The following is a 19,212-nucleotide window of genomic DNA, read 5'->3' on the forward strand; positions in this document are numbered from 1 at the left end:
TTTATAAAATTTTAAATATAAAAATTATGAAAAAAGTAGTAGCATTATTAGTATTTATGACGGCTGGTTCCTCGTTATTTGCACAATCATGGTCAGACAAATTTCAACTTGGTGTTAAAGGTGGTGCCAACTTTGCTACCGTAGTTGGTGATGACTTTAATAGTCCAGATAGCAGAACCAGTTTTTACGCAGGTCTTGTTGCAGAAGCGCCAATAACAGAAACATTTTCAATTCAGCCAGAGGTATTTTATTCTGGACAGGGTTTTGATTTGAGCAATAATAATGATGGAATTGATGCACAATATAAACTAGATTACATTCAAGTACCTTTACTATTAAAGGTTTATTTGATTGATGGTTTAAACATTCATGCAGGACCACAATTTGGTTTCAAGGTCAACGAACAAATAGATTTTGATCCGTCTAATGGTGGTGGTGAAATTGATACAAATTCAACAGAAGATTTTGATTTTCAACTTACTTCAGGTGTAGAATATAAATTTGCCGAATCGTTTTTTGTTCAAGCAAGATATACCTACGGATTTTCTGAATTAATTAAAGATGCTGATATCCACACTTCTTATGTTTCTGCCGGTGTTGGTTTTATGTTTTAAATAACACTTGAAAAGTTTTCGAGTCAAAACTCAATTGAATTGAATCATTTTGTTTTATGTTACATTACTAATTTTATAGTATACAAAAATTAATAATCTAAAAAATTAAAGATATGAATACGACACAATTAGAAGGTAAATGGAAACAAGTAAAAGGTCAGTTTAAACAAAAATACGGTGATTTAACCGATAATGATTTGACTTATGCCGAGGGAAAATTTGATGAGATGATAGGAAAACTTCAAGAAAAAACAGGCAAGAAAAAAGAAGAGCTTGAAAAAGAAATTAATGAATTATAATATTCATTTTTTTAGTCTGTAATTTAATAGAGACAAACAAAAAACCACCAAAATAATTTTGGTGGTTTTTTAGGTTATAACTACTTCTGTTTTCTAATAAAAATCTTCAACTATTTCATGTACTTTCTATACACTAAGCGGCCATAAAAAGCAATAAATAAGAAGCAAAAAAACGGAAGTATAAATGAAAAATTCACTTCTGTAACTCCTGCTATTTTAAGATCATTTACATTGTTACCTCCTAAATCTATAATCATACCTTGAAGCTTAGGCATCAAAGCACCACCAACAATAGCCATGACTAGGCCAGCAGCTCCTATTTTTGATTCTTCTTCTGCAAGACCATGCAATGCGATTCCATAGATCGTAGGAAACATCAACGACATACAAAATGATATGGCAACTAAGCTATACAACCCATAGACACCCTCAATAAAAACAGTTCCTAAAGCGAAAAACGCTGCAAGAATTGAAAAATACATTAACAGTTTTCCTGAACTTAAAAAGCGAAGTAAATAGGTGCCGATGACTCTTCCTATCATGAATAAGAAAAAAGCTGCAAATTGATAGTTAGCAGCGTCTTCACCAGACATTCCTATAGCTTCTGCATATTGATAAATATATGTCCAGCACATAATTTGCGCCCCTACATACATGATTTGAGCAATAACCCCTAAAACATATTTATGATTTTTGCCTAAATCTTTAAAAGTGGTAGATAGACTTGGTATGGCTCCTTCTTCCTGAGCTTGAGGCATTTTACTCACTAAAATAAAAATAAAAACTCCCAATATGACCAAACCTAAGATTACATAGGGGTCTCTAATCACCATTAAATCAGAAGTACGGATCAACGCTTTTTTTGTTGCTGCCAATGCACTAAAATTCTCAATATCATCTGATTGTAATTTTTTAAGTACAAACTGTTGTGCCACTAAAAGTCCCAATAATAAACCCACAGGGTTAAAAGCTTGTGCTAAGTTTAATCGTAAGGTTGCTGTTTCTGGAGCTCCCATAGCCAATACATAAGGATTTGCTGTAGTTTCTAAAAAAGCCAACCCAAAGGTTAGAATGTATAGTGCCAAACAAAAAAACCAAAATTGCTGTGTTATTGCTGCGGGATAAAACAAAAGTGCGCCTCCTGCAAATAGCGCTAACCCAATTAGAACTCCAGTTTTATAAGAATACTTGCGAACAAACAGAGCTGCTGGCAAAGCCATACAGAAATATCCTCCATAAAATGCCATTTGTACCCATGCTGCCTGAGAATTAGAAAGCTCTAATACTTTTTTAAAAGCTTGCACCATGGGATCTGTAACCGCATTTGCAAAACCCCATAAAGCAAAAAGTGAGGTAATTAATATAAATGGCAATAAAACCTTTTTAGAAACAATTGCAGGTTTACTCATTGTAATGAATTTTATATATTTTAATTAGTACCTAAAAGCACATAAATAACCACGGTAATAGTACAGAGTGCTATTGCCATAGGTTTTGTGTATTTCCATTCTTTCATTTCTACATAATCATGTTCTTCTTTAATGTCCTTTTTATGATTTGGATACCAATAAGAAACGATAAACATTACTAGAATATTCAAGACAAATTCTATTCCCCAGATATGTACGAAATGGATATTCACTTTAAAAATAAAAGTGGTTAGAATATAGAATGCTAGTCCAATAAACAATGCCACTTTTGCACCGGTTGCAGATATTTTTTTCAGAAAAAAGCCTGCTAACATGATTGATGCAATCGGGATAAAGAAAATTCCGTTTAATTGTTGCAGTAATTGATACAATCCATCTGGTGCATTTGCAACCATTGGTGCGACAAGAATGGCAAAGACGGCTAAAACTGCAGAAGTAAGTTTCCCTATTTTAACGAGTTTTTTATCATTACATTCTTTTTCTATATGTCTTTTATACACATCAATACTAAATATGGTTGCTGCACTATTTAAGACACTATTGAATGTACTTAACACAGCACCCATAACAATCGCTGCAAAAATACCCACCAAACCAATAGGCAATACTTTTTTAATTAACTCCGGATATATCATATCCTGATCTTCATATAATGAATCTCCGAAATAATAAAATGCAATAACACCTGGTAAAATTATGATGATAGGAACTACTATTTTTAAAACTCCAGTATAGAGTAATCCTTTCTGTGCTTCAACTAAATTTTTTGCACCTAAGGCACGTTGCACTATAGTTTGGTTCATACTCCAAAAATACAATTGGTTTATAATCAACCCCGTAAACAACACCTCAAAAGGCAATACAGAATCTTTGGCACCAATTACATTAAATTTCTCGGGACTATGATTATATACTTTTGTCAATCCATCTAAAGGGTTTCCTTCTCCGATACTTACTAAGGCAATAATCGGAATTGCGAGTCCGCCTATTAACAACCCATACCGATTGATGGTATCTGAAACTGCAACAGCTTTTAATCCACCGAAGATGGCATATATGGATCCAAGCACGCCAATGGAAATTACCGTGATCCACAGCCCTTGCTCTTTAGATACGTTTAAAACTTCAGAAATATTAAATATACTTTCAATATTGATGGCTCCAGTATATAGTACTATGGGCAATAAGGTTACAATAAAAGAAACCATTAAAAACAAAGCTACTAGCGTTCTTGTGGTACTATCAAATCTTTTTTCTAAATATTCAGGTATGGTGGTGAGTCCCATTTTTAAATATTTTGGAACAAAATAAATAGCAGCGATAACTAAGGCTATAGCCGAGGTTACTTCCCAAGCGATAATAATAAATCCGTTTTTATAAGACGAACCATTCATACCAATTAAGTGTTCAGTAGAAATATTAGTCAAAAGCATTGACCCGGCAATAACTACCCCAGTTAAGCTTCTGCCCCCAAGAAAATACCCATCTTTAGAGTCTAATTTTTCTTTTCGGAGTTTAAACCACGAATAAAATGCAACAAATGCGGTAAAAGCAATGAAAGTAATTACGGTATACATGAGTTAGTTCGTTAGATTAAAAAATAAAAAAAATGCGCTAGTATTTAATGCTAGAGCATTGCAAAATTTAAAAATGTAACGCCACTAAAAACTCAACTTTTTAGGTAAATATTTTGCGACTAATTCTTTATAGTAAGGAAGTAATTCTTTTGCATCTGGCGGTACTGGTGCTTTTGAATATAGATCGTATGGGTTAAACCTTTTTACCCACTCAAACAATTCTATATCTTTTTGGGTCATTAAATGCAAGTAATCATTTTCGCGATGTTGCGAATAAAAAGAATGATATCTAATCATGTATAATGCAGGTTCTGGCAAATAATCTTTCAGTATTTGATATAAATATTCATCATGACCCCAACTCATTTTTACTTGATCTAAACCACAATTAGGTTCGTAAATACCATATTTGGTATTGTAGCGCTCATCCATAGTATCCGGATTTGCTGTAAAGAAATCTGGATATACAATTTTGTCTGAAAAGGCACAGCCTACAGGAAAAGTATCTCCAACTACAGCCCATTGCGGTTCTCCAAAAAGACATAAAACTTTACCTAAATCATGAATAAAACCAGTAAGTACAAACCAGTCTGGATGACCATCTGCTCTAATTGCTTCTGAGGTTTGTAAAAGATGTTGTAATTGATCTAAATCAATATCAGGATCACTATCATCTACTAGGGTGTTTAAGAAGTCTAAAGCTTCCCAAATAGACATTTCTCTTTTATCAAATTTTAAAAACTCTTTTTCCTTCTCACAAACAAAATCATAGGTTTGGTATTGATGGTTAATTTTATAGAATTCTTTTACGGTATCTAACCTTTCAGAATCTACATAATTCCTAAACTCTTCTTTTTCTTTTACAGCTTCTACAGGATCAGGATAACGTTCTAATAAGTTGTCTTCCCAATCATCAATGTTATCCATTGGATTTTTATGATTGCTATTCAATGATTCTTCCATTACGATCTTTAATTTTAAATGTTGAGTCTATGTAATTAAAACCATAATTACACTAGGCAATTTAAAATATAAATACGGTAAACAAATGGACTAAAACACCAAAAACATGGATTTTTAAAGAAGAAACAAAAAACTAAAACCCACTATTTCAGCAATTTACTTGGGGGGAAACCAAACTGTTTTTTAAAACAGCGACTAAAATAAAGCGGGTCATTAAAACCAATTAAATCGGTAACCTCGGAAACATTGTATTTTTTTGTTTTCAATAATTGAGCAGATTTCTTTAATCGGATAGTTCTAATAAATTCATTAGGAGCTAAGTCTGTAAGCTCCTTTATTTTTCGGTATAATTTTGAAGAGCTCATACCTAATTCTTGACATAAATAGGTCGTAGTCAAGTCTGCTTTATCTAGATTCTCTTCTATAAGTTTTGTTATTTGCTCTATCAGCGCTTTATCTATAGGAGAATGGGCTAGCAAACCAACTTCACTTTCTACTTCATCAGAAAATTTAGTCTTTAGTTCTAGCCTGGTTTTGATAATGTTTACAATAACAGACTTTAAGAGCGATGGATCAAAAGGCTTTACTAAATATGCATCTGCCCCCACTTCATACCCCTTTACTTTGTCTTCATTTTCTGATAATGCTGTTAATAGCACTACAGGAATATGACTTATAAATTCATCATTTTTTAATTCATTACAGAATTCAAGTCCCCCCATAATAGGCATCATTACATCTGCTACGCACAACATAGGTTTTATTTTTCTACAAATCTTTAATCCTTCTTCTCCGTTTTCAGCTTCATATACTTTGTAATAATCAGAGAGGTAATCTATTAAATACTTTCGGAGTTCAGTGTTATCTTCTATCACTAGTATTTTCTCCTTTATAGCTGTATTCGTCGTTACTTTCTTTTGGGGAATATATGCAGTTACTTCTTCTTTTTCTGTATTAGAAACAAACTCAAAAACTTCCTTTTTAGAATAGCTTTTTCTATTTATAGGGATTTCAAATGTAAAAACACTTCCCTGGTTGGGTTCGCTTTCTACTTTAATATTCCCCTTATGCAACTCTACTAATGATTTGACTAAAGATAAACCAATACCCGAACCTGTGTTATTTTCTTTACTATTGGTAGCTTGATAAAATCTATTAAATATTTTTTCTTGGCTCTTTAATGGTATCCCGATACCATCATCACTCACTTCTATAACCAGCACTTCGCTAGCCTCTCCTTTAAGTCGAATAAAAACATCTACATGCCCGTACTTATTGGTAAATTTTATCGCATTAGATAATAAATTGTATAATATCTTATCATACTTATCTCTATCTATCCAACCAAAAAGAGTTTCATGCTCACTATTAAAATTCAGCTCTATATTTTTATTATAGGCAAACTCTTTAAAAGAATCAAAGGTGTTTTTCGTGTATAAAAGGATGTCCGTTTTAGAAACTTTCAGCTTTAATTCTCCCGTTTGTGCTTTTCTAAAATCGAGCACTTGATTCACTAAATTTAAAAGTCTACTGGCATTTTGATGAATAAGATTAAACCTACTTTTTTGATAATCACTACTATTCTCATTTGCCTCTTCTAGCAATTGTTTTGCCGGGCCTAATATTAACGTTAAAGGTGTTCTCAGTTCATGCGAGATATTGGTAAAAAAACGGAGTTTTTCATTATTCAATTTTACATCGCGCTCCCTGTTTACTTTTTCGGTGACTAATTCTTGCTTTAATCGAAGCCTATTTTTCATATCTCTTCTAATTAAATAACCAATACTAATTAGAAGCACGAAAACTAAAAGTAATGCTTGGTAGGTTAGCCAAAAAGGAGGTTCTATTTTAATAAGGTAAGACACTTCATCACTCCAAAAACCATCACTATTGCTAGATTTTATTTTAAAAACATAATCGCCAGGAAATAAATTAGTATACTGTACGGTCCTAGAATTACTCGTTGTCGGAATCCAATTATCATCAAAACCCTCTAACATATATTCAAACTTATTCAGTTTTTCATTTGCATAGGATGGCATCGAAAATTGTAACGAAAAGTTTCTGTTTTTATAATTTAAAACGATGTTTCTAGCTTCATTTATATCTTTTTCTAGAGGTATTTGATCATTAATTTCTGTTCCAGGATACACTACTTCATTCTGGATTTTAAATTCTGTAATTACCGGTTCTGGAGCTATTTGATTTTCTCTAATGGTGTAGGGTGAGAAATATATAATTCCGTTTTTACCTCCTAAATAAATATTAGAATTTCCAAAATTATAAAATCCACTTGAACTAAAAACATCTAGACGATTACCACTGTTTACATTATAAATATTATAACTTTTTAGGTTAGACTTTAATCTTGCAACACTATTGTTATTCATGTTTAACCATATATCCCCATTCGCATCGGTAAGCATATCGGTCACCCATTTTCCTTGAAGCTCTTTTGGTTCTTTTAACGGTATAAAATTATTACTTTCAGGCTTAAACCAACTAATTCCCTGCCTAGTTGCTGCCCATAATTTACCCTCATTATCAAACATAATATCACTTACATTATCATGTGGTAAACTTTCATTATTTGTTAGAGATCTCTTGTAGAATTCAAAAGAATCTGATCCTCGTTCATATTTTACAACTCCAGTCTCTGTCGCAAACCAGATAAGTGTATCCGTTTCTGTAATAATTTCATTAATCTGAAATCCTTTCAATAGCGTTTTAGTACCCTCTTCTTTTTTAAGAGTTTCTGTATTAAAAATAACAGCACCTTCTCCAAAAGAACCTATAATTAATTTATTATCTTCTAAGTTTTCAAATGCAAAAATGGGTGATTGTTCAAAACCTACACTAACTACTTTTGAAGTATTTTTTTTGTAATCATAGACTAGTAATTTCCCGTTCCATAAACCACAATAAAATACTTCTCCATCTAAAGAATAGATACTCGCAATATCTTTCTGATTGTTATATAAAGGTGCAAAACTATCTTCATCTGAAATAAACAATCCGTTATGACGCGTAGCTACGATAACCTTACCATCATAGGTTTTATTAAAGCCTCGAATTCTTGGTACTTGATTATTAATATGAAGTGATATGTCTTTATTAATATTAAACTGATTTTCAAAAGGGTCGTATTTATCTAAGCCGTCTTCTGTACCAATCCATAAAATTCCTGAAGCATCAAAATATAAAGCTGAAACCAAATTATCTACCAATGAATTATCATCAGGCAAAACAGAATAATGCCATTTAAATTCGCCTTTACTAATATCTTCTAATTGGTTGCAAACAATTACACCTCCTAAAGTACCCAACCAGTACCTGCCATCTGGCGCCTGTATGACCGATAAAAAATAAGGCCCTAAACTATCTTTAACCTCTACATCATCAATTTCAAGGTTTAAAAATTCGTTCGTTGTTTTATTAAGTTTATACAAGCCTTCTCTAGTACCAATAAATATATCAGACTTAGCATCTTCATAGATGAAATTTAAGTATGGATTTTTTTCAATAGAATTAGGAATAGAAAGTGTATACGTTACTTTTTGAGCAATTTCACCGTTTGTATCTAAAGTAATTTTTGCTACACCACCAGTACCATAACTTCCTACCCATATATAGCCGTTTTTATCTTCAAAAATTTCTTTTACATAGTTAAAATTATCTATTTCAACTTTTTTGAAACTTTCCTCTTCAGGATTAAAAATGTAAAGGCCTTTTGTTTTTGTACCTACCCAAACCCGTTTAAATTTATCTACATATACCGATCTTATTTCCGCATCCGGCAAACTATTTGGGTTATCCTTTTCTGGTAAATAGGTAGTAAAGGTCTGTGTATCTGTTTTAAAAAGGGTTAAGCCATTTCTAGTTCCAACCCATAAGTTATTATTATCTTCATCTAAGACTAGCGCAGTAATATCATCGTTATAAATTTTATTACTTCCTGTAGAGGTACTCAAATAAGATTTAAACTCGTACCCATCAAACCTATTCAAGCCAGAAAAAGTACCTAACCATAAAAAACCATATTTATCCTGAACAATATGACGCACCGAATTATGTGACAATCCGCTATCATCATTATAATGTTCAAATTTTATATTCTGTGCATTACTGCACAAAACAGAAAATAGTACAAAAAATGTTATCGCAACAATGTTTCGCATCTATTGATTTTAATACTTAAGTTGAGTTAATGCTAAATTTACAAAAGCGAATTGAAATACCCCCTTATTATTTGGACTCAATCCTAGTTATCTTGTCTGACTTTAAGTCTATCTTAAAATGATTAGCAGGTTGTCCTTTTCTGGTTTTTTCAAATATTTGAGCCCAAAGCTGATATGTCTTATTTTCTGATTTTTTAAATTGCTGGCATACAAACTCATATTGTTTTAAGCGATTAGCACCAATATCAGAAAGTGCCAGTTCATCTGCACTTCTTAATCTATAAAAATCGTAAATCATATCAAAACCTGTCCACGTTTCAAAATCTTCTAAAACTAAATTATCAACTTTTAATTGCGCTTTTATATTTTCAGGATGATCCGATTGTACCACCATTAATTCTGCTCCCGATTTTCTTAAAACAGCTTCTGAAAATTCTTTTGGCCAATCATCAGGCAAAAACCGGAGTCGTACTAATTCCATCAAATGCCATTTCGTAAAATCTTTGTAATTTTTGGTAGTCAATATAGTCTTATCCCATATATTTTTTGCTCCCGTTTCTTTTAAATAAGCATATTCTTGTTCATATAATGGAAACAAACTATTGAAGTTTTTTGCGGACTGTATCACTACCGTTTCTACTTCAAACTCCGTTTTAGAATGAATCTTTAATATTTTATAGCCTGGAGCATATGCTGCTAATGAAGGCGTTTGAATATTAAATAAGGTATTGCCTTTATCGCTTGTTCTTACTCCAGTATCATTAATATGCATATGACCTCCAAAATGAATCCGAAAAGTAGAATTATTACCTTCTTACTTAAGCAAGCACAGTGGTTCTTCCATGAAAACTGAACTCTTTGGAAAAACTTACGATGCTCCATTTGGGATAGCACCGGTAGGCTTGCAAGGATTAATGTGGCCAAATGCTCCAGAAATTTTGGCAAAGGCTGCATTTGAACACAACGTACCTTTTGTATTAAGTACGGTCTCTACGAGTAGTATAGAAAGAATTGCTGAGATTACAGAAGGTAATGCTTGGTTTCAATTATACCACCCTACTGAAAATAGATTGAGAGATGATATAATTAAAAGAGCCGCAGAAGCAGAATGCCCTGTTCTAGTTATTCTCTGTGATGTACCTACCTTCGGTTTTAGACCAAGAGATATTAGAAATGGCCTAGCCATGCCTCCAAAAATGTCATTTAAAAATATATTACAAGTTTTAGGCAAACCACATTGGGCTTTAGAAACTTTAAAACATGGGCAACCAAGTTTTGAAACCTTAAAACCATATATGCCTAAAAACTTAGATTTAAGACAATTAGGCAAATTCATGGATCAGACTTTTACGGGTAGGCTTAATGAAGAAAAAATAAAACCCATTCGCGATATGTGGCCTGGTAAATTAGTGCTTAAAGGTGTCGCTAATGAAGCCGATGCAGAAAAAGCTATCCAACTAGGTTTAGATGGCTTAATTGTCTCTAACCACGGCGGCAGACAGCTAGATGCTGGAGAGTCTACCATAAAACCATTAACTAGAATCGCAGAGAAATATGGTCATGAAATTACCGTGATGATGGATAGCGGTATACGTTCTGGGCCTGATGTAGCAAGAACCATGGCTTCTGGAGCTGCATTTACTTTTATGGGTCGTTCGTTTATGTACGGTGTTGCAGCCCTAGGAAAACAAGGTGGAGATCATACCATCTCTTTATTAAAAACAGAACTACAGCAAGTTATGGAACAAATTTGCTGTGAGGATGTCACTGATTTCAAAAAACATTTAATTAAATAAAACCTTTTTTAAACCGAAGTTTAAAGAACTTATTTATTTTGAGAATAAGTTCTTTCTAAACTTCCATTTTCTTTATAGAATTCTATCTTAGTTACCATAGCAACATTGCAAAAAACTATTTGCGATGATTGTGAAAGATACCCAGAACCTTTATAATTTTCTTGCTTTTCTATTGTACCATTTTTTTTATAAATTAATGCATATTGCTCCTCTCTTTCAAAATCAATATGTTGATTGTTTAAACTATCCGTGAGAGCAAACACTAGAGTTTTACCTGCACTACTCGTAGCCACCCAACTCATACGGTCTTCAATCTTTAATAGTGCTAACGCTTTGGCATCACTATCTACCAGAAAATTTGTAGTGTTTAGCGTTTCACTAGAAAAGCCCCCTTCACCATCGCCTAACAAGACAATACCCTTACCAGCATCATATCTTCCCGAAATTACTTCCGTCTCATAATAATTCCCAACCCCTAAGACATCAAGGTTTCCATCTTGGTTTATATCAAAAACCTGTACTCCAAATAATGGCGCAAACTGCGCTTCTAGAGGTAATGGTGTAACCTTAAAATTTCCATCCCCTAAATTCTCAAGATAACTAGAGTTAGTATAATTGGCTTCAAAAACAGCCATACCCGTAGTATCTAAAACAGCTAAAAAATCTGCACTACTCGCATTGGCATACGTACTATAAGAAGGAAACGTTTTATACAATTGCCGTAGTTGTCCGCCTAAGGCCCCTCTTGGAGCAATAGGAACCTCAACATCTTGAATATACCTAGTTATTATAGGGTCCATACTACTATTCTGATCAAAATCTTTAGCATACATACGCAAAGGTTGCTCTTTGCTTGCTTTATAGGCTGTGTTGGCCCCTAAATTACCTGCAATGTAATCAATGTCTCCATCGCTATCAAAATCTGCTCCAGTAATGCTATTCCACATTCCGGAGTACTCATTTAATGTAGTATTTGTAACCCTTTCAAAACTCCCAGCTGTATTTTTATAAATTACAAGCGGCATCCACTCCCCTGCCAACAGTAAATCTAAATCATTGTCATTGTCATAGTCGCTCCATAAAGCAGCTCTTACCATACCTACATTTTGTAATCCTGGTGCTTTGTAGGTCACGTCTGTAAATTTACCTTCATTATTTTCTAACAAATAACTATTAGGACTTAGAGGAAAATTATCTGGCTCTACGGCTCCACCTACAAATAGATCTAAATCTCCATCATCATCAAAATCTGATGCAACCACACAAGAACCGCTCGCCTTTAATAGGGGTAATGCTTCTTTATCAAAAACAAAATTACCCTTACCATCATTCTTATATAACCTATCTTGATAATGCCCTTTATCATAGTACTTTACAGAACTCCCGCCACTGACCACATAAAGGTCTAAATCGCCATCTTGATCTGCATCAAAAAACAGTGCTCCTAGATCCTCGTACTTTTCAGAATCTACTAATTCATGGGTACTAAATTTCCCGTCTTTCTGAATCAAAAAAGCTCCTTTTTGGTTTCGTGCGCCACCAATATATACATCATCCGTACCATCGCCATTAATATCTCCCACAGCTATTCCCGGTCCAAAATAGTCATTTAAGTGTAAAAGTAAGGGTTCATGCCTAAAGTCATTTGCTTCATTCTCTATATGAGTATATTCAAAATTTAAAGCAGCACTAATCTCTGATACTAAGAAATTTTTAGACTGTAATACGGGAAAATTAAGCGACTCATTTTCTCCCTTTACTACGGTATACAATGTATCTATTTGTAAGCTCCCCAATCTCTCAAAAGTACCTCCAGGCCATTTAATATGCACAGAATCAATCTTTGAAATAGTACCTACACCAATAGTAGCTTTTACCGATGATGTAGATAAGTACCCCCGTATAGGTGTAATTTCTTGATGAATCTTTGTATCGTTAGGCATAAAAAGAGTTAGCTGCGCTCCTACAGCATCTCTATTTCCTTTATCTGCTTTTAGTTGTAGTTTCAGATAATGATTCTTATTTAGTTGTCTGCTATTATTTTTATATACTAACGGCGTACTATTTATGGTATTCATAACAAGATCTAAATCGCCATCATTATCAAAATCGGCATAAGCAGAACCATTAGAAAGTGAGGCCTGATTCATTCCCCAATCTTCCGTATGATTTGTAAAGCTTAGATTGCCATTATTTTGAAACATATAATTAGGCAAGTAAACGCTTTCTAAATTTTTAAGCTTTTTTAGTAAATCCTCTTTGGACAACTTCCCGGTACCTTTGACAAAAACGTTAGACTGACTTGAATATTCCTGAAAATCATGATCAGTAATATCCCGCATAAAACCATTGGTAATGTATACATCTTTTTGTCCGTCATTATCAAAATCGGCAATTAAAGGAGACCAACTCCAATCTGTTTCATATACGCCTGCCAAGCGTCCTACTTCACTAAACACAGGGTGGTTATTTGCGCCTTGCCCTCTATTCAATTGCAATGCATTTCGAATAAATTGAGGTGAGAAATCATTCTTTAAAACATCTTTATAATGTTCATGATTCATGTTAGAGGTCATTGTTTTTTTCCTAAGATTACTTTCAGGAAGCATATCTAAGGTTATAAAGTCTATAAGGTCATCATTATTAATATCGGCAGCATCAATACCCATACTATTTCTACTTGTTTGTTTAAAGTACTCTTTTGCTTTGTTTGTAAAAGTCCCGTCTTGGTTGTTTACATACAGAATGTCATCAGCAATAAAATCATTTGTAATATAGAGATCTAACCAACCATCTTGATTGATATCAGTAACAGATACTCCAAGACCATACCCTTCAATAGTTACGCCTGCTTTTGTAGAACTATTTTGATACTTTGGATGTCCATTTTCAATTCCTATATTTTCATATAACCGATCTGTACTGGGGCCCGTACCATCGGTAAGCGTATAAATTTTATCAATATTCGCTGTAGGTTCATTGGCATGGGTTAAGAGATACATATCCAAATCACCATCATTATCCATATCAAAAAACGCAGCTTGAGTAGAATGGCCGTCATCATCTAGACCATATTCACCTGCCATTTCTGTAAATGTAAGGTCGCCATTATTTACAAATAATTTATTCTTGCGCTTTACTCCTCTTGCATGACCACCAACGCTTAAATAAATATCTTGCCAACCATCTTGGTTGATATCGATAATAGAAATTCCCATGACCCATACGTTGGTTTCTAGACCTGCTTTTTGAGTGTGGTCCTCAAATTTAAAACTGCCTTTATTGATGTACAATTTAGAGGATACCATGTTCCCCGAAAAGAAAACATCTTCTAATCCGTCATTATTAAAATCGGCCACCCCTACGCCTCCTCCATTATACATGTATGGAAAATTGAAATAATGTAAGGTATCTAATTCTTGAATTTTATTGACAAATTCAATGCCAGAGTCCTCTGCTTCAATTAATTCAAATTGTTTTACTTCTGTAGTACAAGAATATAAAACGGTTCCTATTCCGATTAAAAGAAAAAGCTTTTTAATCCACATAGATTAGATTGGTTTTAGGTTGATAAACGCTTCGTAAAAACGAAGAGGGACTATAAAAATAGTCCCTCTTTATTGAATAAAAAATATTCTCCTGTGTTCTTTAGAAATGAACGCAGTTATAAAACAGACAAATTAGTATCCAGGATTATGTTTGAAATTAGGATTTGCATCAATTTCATTCTGAGGAATATCGATATATTCTTTCCCAGGCTTGTAAGATGATGTTCCACCACTTTCAGATTTAAATTCTGGATTAGCAACAATACGAGATTGCACTTTGTCCCATCGTAATAAATCAAAATAACGTGTTCTTTCTAAACTAAGTTCTTTTACTCTTTCGTCTTCAATGTCTTGCATGGTAATGCTCGTGAATGCAGGCATATCTACTCTTGCTCTCACTTCATTGATTGCATCCAATGCAGGTTGTGAAGAACCGCTTAAATTAAATTCTGCTTCTGCAAACATTAAAAGAATATCAGAATAACGTAATAATCTTAAGTTATTACCAGATTGATGCCATCCTTTATCTTGAGAGCCTGTATATTCTCCAAACGCTATATCTAACCATTTGTTACCCCAAACACCATCTTCACCTGGGTATACATCTTGGTAGCTTTTTTCCCCATAAGTCACAGATTTTAACTCCTTACCTTCATAATTAGTAACCTCATCTGTGTCAAAAAATAATGTTGTAAAAGCTCTAGGGTCTATTTCATCATTCACCGTGCGCTCGTCTAGAAATAAATCTAATACCCATTGATTAATACGCATCCCATCTTGACCTGTAAATCCTTTAGGTGCTATATCTGGATGAAAGGCTGCACCTTTACCTGTACCAGGAGCATCACCACCCCAACCTTGGCTACCGTCATTCACTAATTGAATTTCAAATAATGATTCTTTATTGTTTTCAAAAGCTTGTGTGAAGTTTGCTGAATAGTCTGCCATTAACTCATAACGGCCATCCATAATTTTTAAAAACTCTGTTTTAGCCTCAGAATCTTTTCCTTGATATAAATACACTTTACCTAATAAACCTATTGCTGCACCAGCAGTAACTCTACCAGTATATTGAGTAGGCCAAGAATCTGGTAACAGCTCCTCTGCATTCATTAAATCTGATTCTATTTGTGCCCAAACTTTTGCAGGATCTTCTTGCAACAAGCTTTTAGGGTTTTCTAATTCACTAATTGGATCTGTAATCAAAGGCACATTTTTCCAATTATTTAATAAATTAAAATAGTTAAATGCTCTGATGAAATACGCTTCACCTAAGATATTGTTCTTTGTATCTCCATTCATTTCAATTTCTGGAACATTGGCTAATACTTCATTTGCTCTAGTTATACCCTGAAACATAGTACTCCATACCCAAAATGCTCCGTTTGATGTTGACACCCCGTTAAAAGAACCCGCAGCCGTACGCTCCGATGTTCCAAAAGCATTTACAACATCATCTCTATAATCTGATAAGAAGATTTCAAAACGACTGTAATACCATATATGTGTAAACGGACTATAGGCGCCCACGATACCTTTAACGGCATCTTCTTCTGTATTCCAAAATGAATCAGGAGTTACCGCATTTGGATTTTCAGTATCTAATATCTCGTTTTTTCTACAACCGTATATTACGACTGCCATAACGAACAGTGATAAATACAAGCTTGCTTTTATATTTCTTTTTTTCATGTTATTAATTTTATGATTAAAATGATGCTTGTATACCTAATTGAAATGATCTTGCTGTTGGGTAAGCACCTTCATCTACACCAGAACTAAAGATTCTTCTTGAACCTCCTCTATTATTTCTACCCACTTCTGGATAATATCCTGAATAGTCTGTGATGGTAAATAAATTACTAGCAGATACATACAATCTAAGCTTAGATAAGCCTACAGAATTGATAACATCTTCAGGAAGTTTGAAACCAAGTTGTACATTACGCAATCTAATATAGTCTCCTTTTTCTAAGTAAAAATCTGACATACGTCTATTAAATCCAGGATCTAACAATGTATTTCTAGGAATAGTAGATGCTGTGTTTTGTGGCGTCCAAGCATTTAAAGCACCTGCTAAATAGTTACCCTCTGTATCAAAATAACCACGGTATAAATTTGAGTTCAATATTTTATTACCCGCAACACCATTAAAAAATAAATTAATATCAAACCCTTTGTAATCTGCTGAAATATTAATTCCATAATTTAAATCTGGAGAAGGATTTCCTAAAAATTGTTGATCTTCCGTATCTATCTGACCATCTTCATTTAAATCTTTGAAACGAATATCTCCTGCCTGTGGGCTGAAAGAATCATTAGCCGCTGCAGCTTCTGCATCTGTTTGGTAGATACCGTCGGTAACATACCCAAAGAAAGATGATACGGGCTGCCCAACATCAGTTTTTGTGCCTTTTAAACCGTTTGAAGTAAACTGTCCTTCTATAATTGGAGTAGCATCACCCAACGTAGTTACCTCGTTACTCAATACCGTAAAGTTTCCACTTATATTAAAGTTTAACTCCCCTACATTATCAGAATAGTCTGCTAAAAACTCAAAACCTTTATTGGTAATACTTGCCGTATTGAAAGGTACTCTATTACCAAACCCAGTATATAATGGTAAAGCAAGTTCTACTAATACATCTTCAGACTTCTTATTAAAATAATCCATCGTAAAACGCAACTTATTATTGAACGTTGCAAATTCTAAACCTATATCTGTAGTCTTACTGGTTTCCCAAGTAATATCATCATTTACACCTTTGGTAATGGAGTATCCAGTTTGTCTTTCTTGATCTGTACCTAAAGGATATTCACTGTTTAAGTTCAATTCTGGGCTAATAGCATAGATAGATACGTTATCTGAACCTACTTCACCGTAACTAGCTCTTATTTTTAAGTTAGAAATGGCCGTAACATCTTCCATAAATTTTTCATTACTGATATTCCATCCAACAGCTACAGAAGGAAAAGTACCCCAACGTAAGCCATCTTTAAATAATGAAGACCCATCACGACGTACGGTAGCGGTTAACAAATACCTACTATCATAAGTATAACTTACTCTACCAAAATAAGAACGAATTGCTTTAGTTAAATCTAATGATGGCATTTCTGCTCTATCTTCCGCCGCAGAAGCTACACGAACATCATTTGAAGGAAACCCTCTAGCCACAACACCTAAAGATCGTGTATTAGAAACCTGATCTGTATACCCAATAATTGCATTTACATTACTCTTACCTATAAGTTTATTGTAAGCCAAGGTATGCTCTATTAAAGAAGAAATAAAATTGTTATTTGTTTCTCTTAATTCTGCAAATTGCTGATTTCCTACCGTACCTGCATTTAAGAGGTAGGTTGGTGTAAATCTATAATTATTAGTGAACGATGCATCTAAACCTAAATTTAGTTTATACGTTAAGCCATCAAAAATCTCATAAGAAGCAGCTATACTTCCTAAAATAGAATTACTTGTAACTGTTCTGTCTTCTAGACTTGCAAGCGCTAAAGAGTTTCCTATATTCCCTATACCGTAATAAGAAGCTAAAGTAGGAGCTCCGTCTACATCTGGAATATCACTAGCACTAAAATTTCCGTTTGCGTCATAAATATTAATAGTTGGCAAAAGATCTCTCTCTTTATTAAAATAGGTATTAGGATTATCAATAGACCTGGTTAAGCCTATGGTATTTTCTAATTTAAACTTTCCAAAATTTAAGGTTGCATTAGATCGTACTGTTGTTCTTGTATAATCAGACTCTTTAATTATACCATCTTGTTCTAAATGGTTTAACGAAAGGCTAAAACGTACATTTTCGCTACCTCCATAAATTCTTGCATTCGCGTTTAATATAGGTGCCGTTCTTAAATTTGCTTCTTGAATATCACTATTGATATTAGGATTAAATTGCGAATCGTTTGCTGGAAATCTAGGGTTACCATCGTTATCTCTTGCACGATTTACGATGTCTGCATATTGCCTTGCATTAGCCCAGTCCAATTTATTAACGGACTGCTGAAACCCATAACTGTAATCTAAATCTACCCCTACTTTACCAATTGCACCTTTTTTAGTGGTAATAAGAATTACCCCATTTGCAGCTCTTGAACCGTAAATTGCAGCAGCAGAAGCATCTTTTAATACAGAAATTGTTGCTATATCTGCAGGGTTTAAAGAATTCATGTTGTCTGTGAACATACCATCAATCACATAAAGCGGGCCTACATCTGATAATGTGCTTGCCCCTCTAATGGTTACAATGGCATTAGCTCCAGGAGCACCACCATTAGCTTCTACATTTACACCCGCTACTCTACCTTGTAAGGCTTGGGATGCATCAGAAAAGGTGTACTTATCAATATCATCTCCATCAACCTGCCCAACAGAACCTGTTAAATCTGATTTTTTCTGCGTCCCATACCCAACGACTACAACCTCATCTAAAGCTTGCGTATCTTCTTCTAAAGTAACTGCTAGATTAGAAGAACTACCCACGGTAACTTCGCTTTTCTTGTATCCTATATACGTAAAAAGCAATACCTCTCCTGAGGACACTGAGGTAAGTGTAAAATTACCATCAAAATCTGTTTGGGTACCATTACTGGTTCCTTTAACAATTACGTTAACTCCTGGCAATGGCCCGTTTGCATCGGATACTACTCCTGTGACCGTTTTTGATTGCCCATTCATACTCATAAAAGCAAAAAATAGCAGCAATGCACTTAAGTACCTGCTAAGGCTTCGCCCTTCTTTTAACATCATTATTTTACTCATAATTTTAAGTTGTTAGTTGAATCTGCA

At 33.9% G+C, this 19,212-nt stretch carries 10 protein-coding genes and 1 pseudogene; 3 read left to right on the top strand and 8 right to left on the bottom strand.

All coding sequences use genetic code 11. From position 1 onward, the window contains the following. The first annotated feature begins 26 nt into the window (after window positions 1-26). Both CELAL_RS02225 and CELAL_RS02230 read left to right on the top strand, forming a co-directional pair. Entirely contained in the window at window positions 27-614 is a 588-nt protein-coding gene (locus CELAL_RS02225; RefSeq protein WP_013549286.1) for a porin family protein, read from the top strand. A 113-nt stretch (window positions 615-727) separates the two neighbouring features. Continuing rightward, window positions 728-913, top strand: a complete 186-nt coding sequence (locus CELAL_RS02230; RefSeq protein ID WP_013549287.1) for a CsbD family protein — start codon at window positions 728-730, stop codon at window positions 911-913. A 110-nt stretch (window positions 914-1,023) separates the two neighbouring features. Here the strand turns inward: CELAL_RS02230 and fucP are convergent, their stop codons facing one another. The 5 genes from fucP to CELAL_RS02255 all read right to left on the bottom strand — a co-directional run bounded on the left by fucP (window position 1,024) and on the right by CELAL_RS02255 (window position 9,833). Next, a complete protein-coding gene (gene fucP / locus CELAL_RS02235) occupies window positions 1,024-2,322 on the bottom strand; it encodes an L-fucose:H+ symporter permease (protein WP_013549288.1) in 1,299 nt (432 codons plus the stop codon). A gap of 20 nt (window positions 2,323-2,342) precedes the next feature. After that, on the bottom strand, window positions 2,343-3,920 hold the full coding sequence (locus CELAL_RS02240; RefSeq protein WP_013549289.1) for a solute:sodium symporter family transporter: 1,578 nt from the start codon (window positions 3,918-3,920) through the stop codon (window positions 2,343-2,345). An 84-nt stretch (window positions 3,921-4,004) separates the two neighbouring features. After that, the gene (locus CELAL_RS02245; RefSeq protein WP_013549290.1) at window positions 4,005-4,883 is read right to left on the bottom strand and encodes an inositol oxygenase family protein; all 879 of its coding nucleotides are present in this window, start codon (window positions 4,881-4,883) and stop codon (window positions 4,005-4,007) included. Between the two features lie 143 nt (window positions 4,884-5,026). Then, on the bottom strand, window positions 5,027-9,061 hold the full coding sequence (locus tag CELAL_RS02250; RefSeq protein ID WP_013549291.1) for a hybrid sensor histidine kinase/response regulator transcription factor: 4,035 nt from the start codon (window positions 9,059-9,061) through the stop codon (window positions 5,027-5,029). Between the two features lie 67 nt (window positions 9,062-9,128). Next, window positions 9,129-9,833 (bottom strand): hypothetical protein, encoded by a 705-nt coding sequence (locus CELAL_RS02255; protein ID WP_052303971.1) that lies wholly within the window; start codon window positions 9,831-9,833, stop codon window positions 9,129-9,131. 16 nt (window positions 9,834-9,849) lie between these two features. Between CELAL_RS02255 and CELAL_RS02260 the strand changes: the two are divergent. Beyond that, window positions 9,850-10,857, top strand: a pseudogene (locus CELAL_RS02260) (alpha-hydroxy-acid oxidizing enzyme); the annotation flags it as partial. A 29-nt stretch (window positions 10,858-10,886) separates the two neighbouring features. Here CELAL_RS02260 and CELAL_RS02265 read toward each other — a convergent pair. The 3 genes from CELAL_RS02265 to CELAL_RS02275 all read right to left on the bottom strand — a co-directional run bounded on the left by CELAL_RS02265 (window position 10,887) and on the right by CELAL_RS02275 (window position 19,185). Beyond that, window positions 10,887-14,405 (bottom strand): VCBS repeat-containing protein, encoded by a 3,519-nt coding sequence (locus CELAL_RS02265; protein WP_013549292.1) that lies wholly within the window; start codon window positions 14,403-14,405, stop codon window positions 10,887-10,889. Window positions 14,406-14,537: 132 nt separating this feature from the next. Beyond that, complete coding sequence (locus CELAL_RS02270; protein ID WP_013549293.1) at window positions 14,538-16,097, bottom strand: RagB/SusD family nutrient uptake outer membrane protein; 1,560 nt, start codon at window positions 16,095-16,097, stop codon at window positions 14,538-14,540. 16 nt (window positions 16,098-16,113) lie between these two features. Beyond that, window positions 16,114-19,185, bottom strand: coding sequence for a SusC/RagA family TonB-linked outer membrane protein (locus CELAL_RS02275; protein WP_148229649.1), 3,072 nt, complete (start codon window positions 19,183-19,185; stop codon window positions 16,114-16,116). Window positions 19,186-19,212 lie beyond the last annotated feature (27 nt).

The organism is Cellulophaga algicola DSM 14237 (genome assembly GCF_000186265.1).
GTDB lineage: Bacteria > Bacteroidota > Bacteroidia > Flavobacteriales > Flavobacteriaceae > Cellulophaga > Cellulophaga algicola.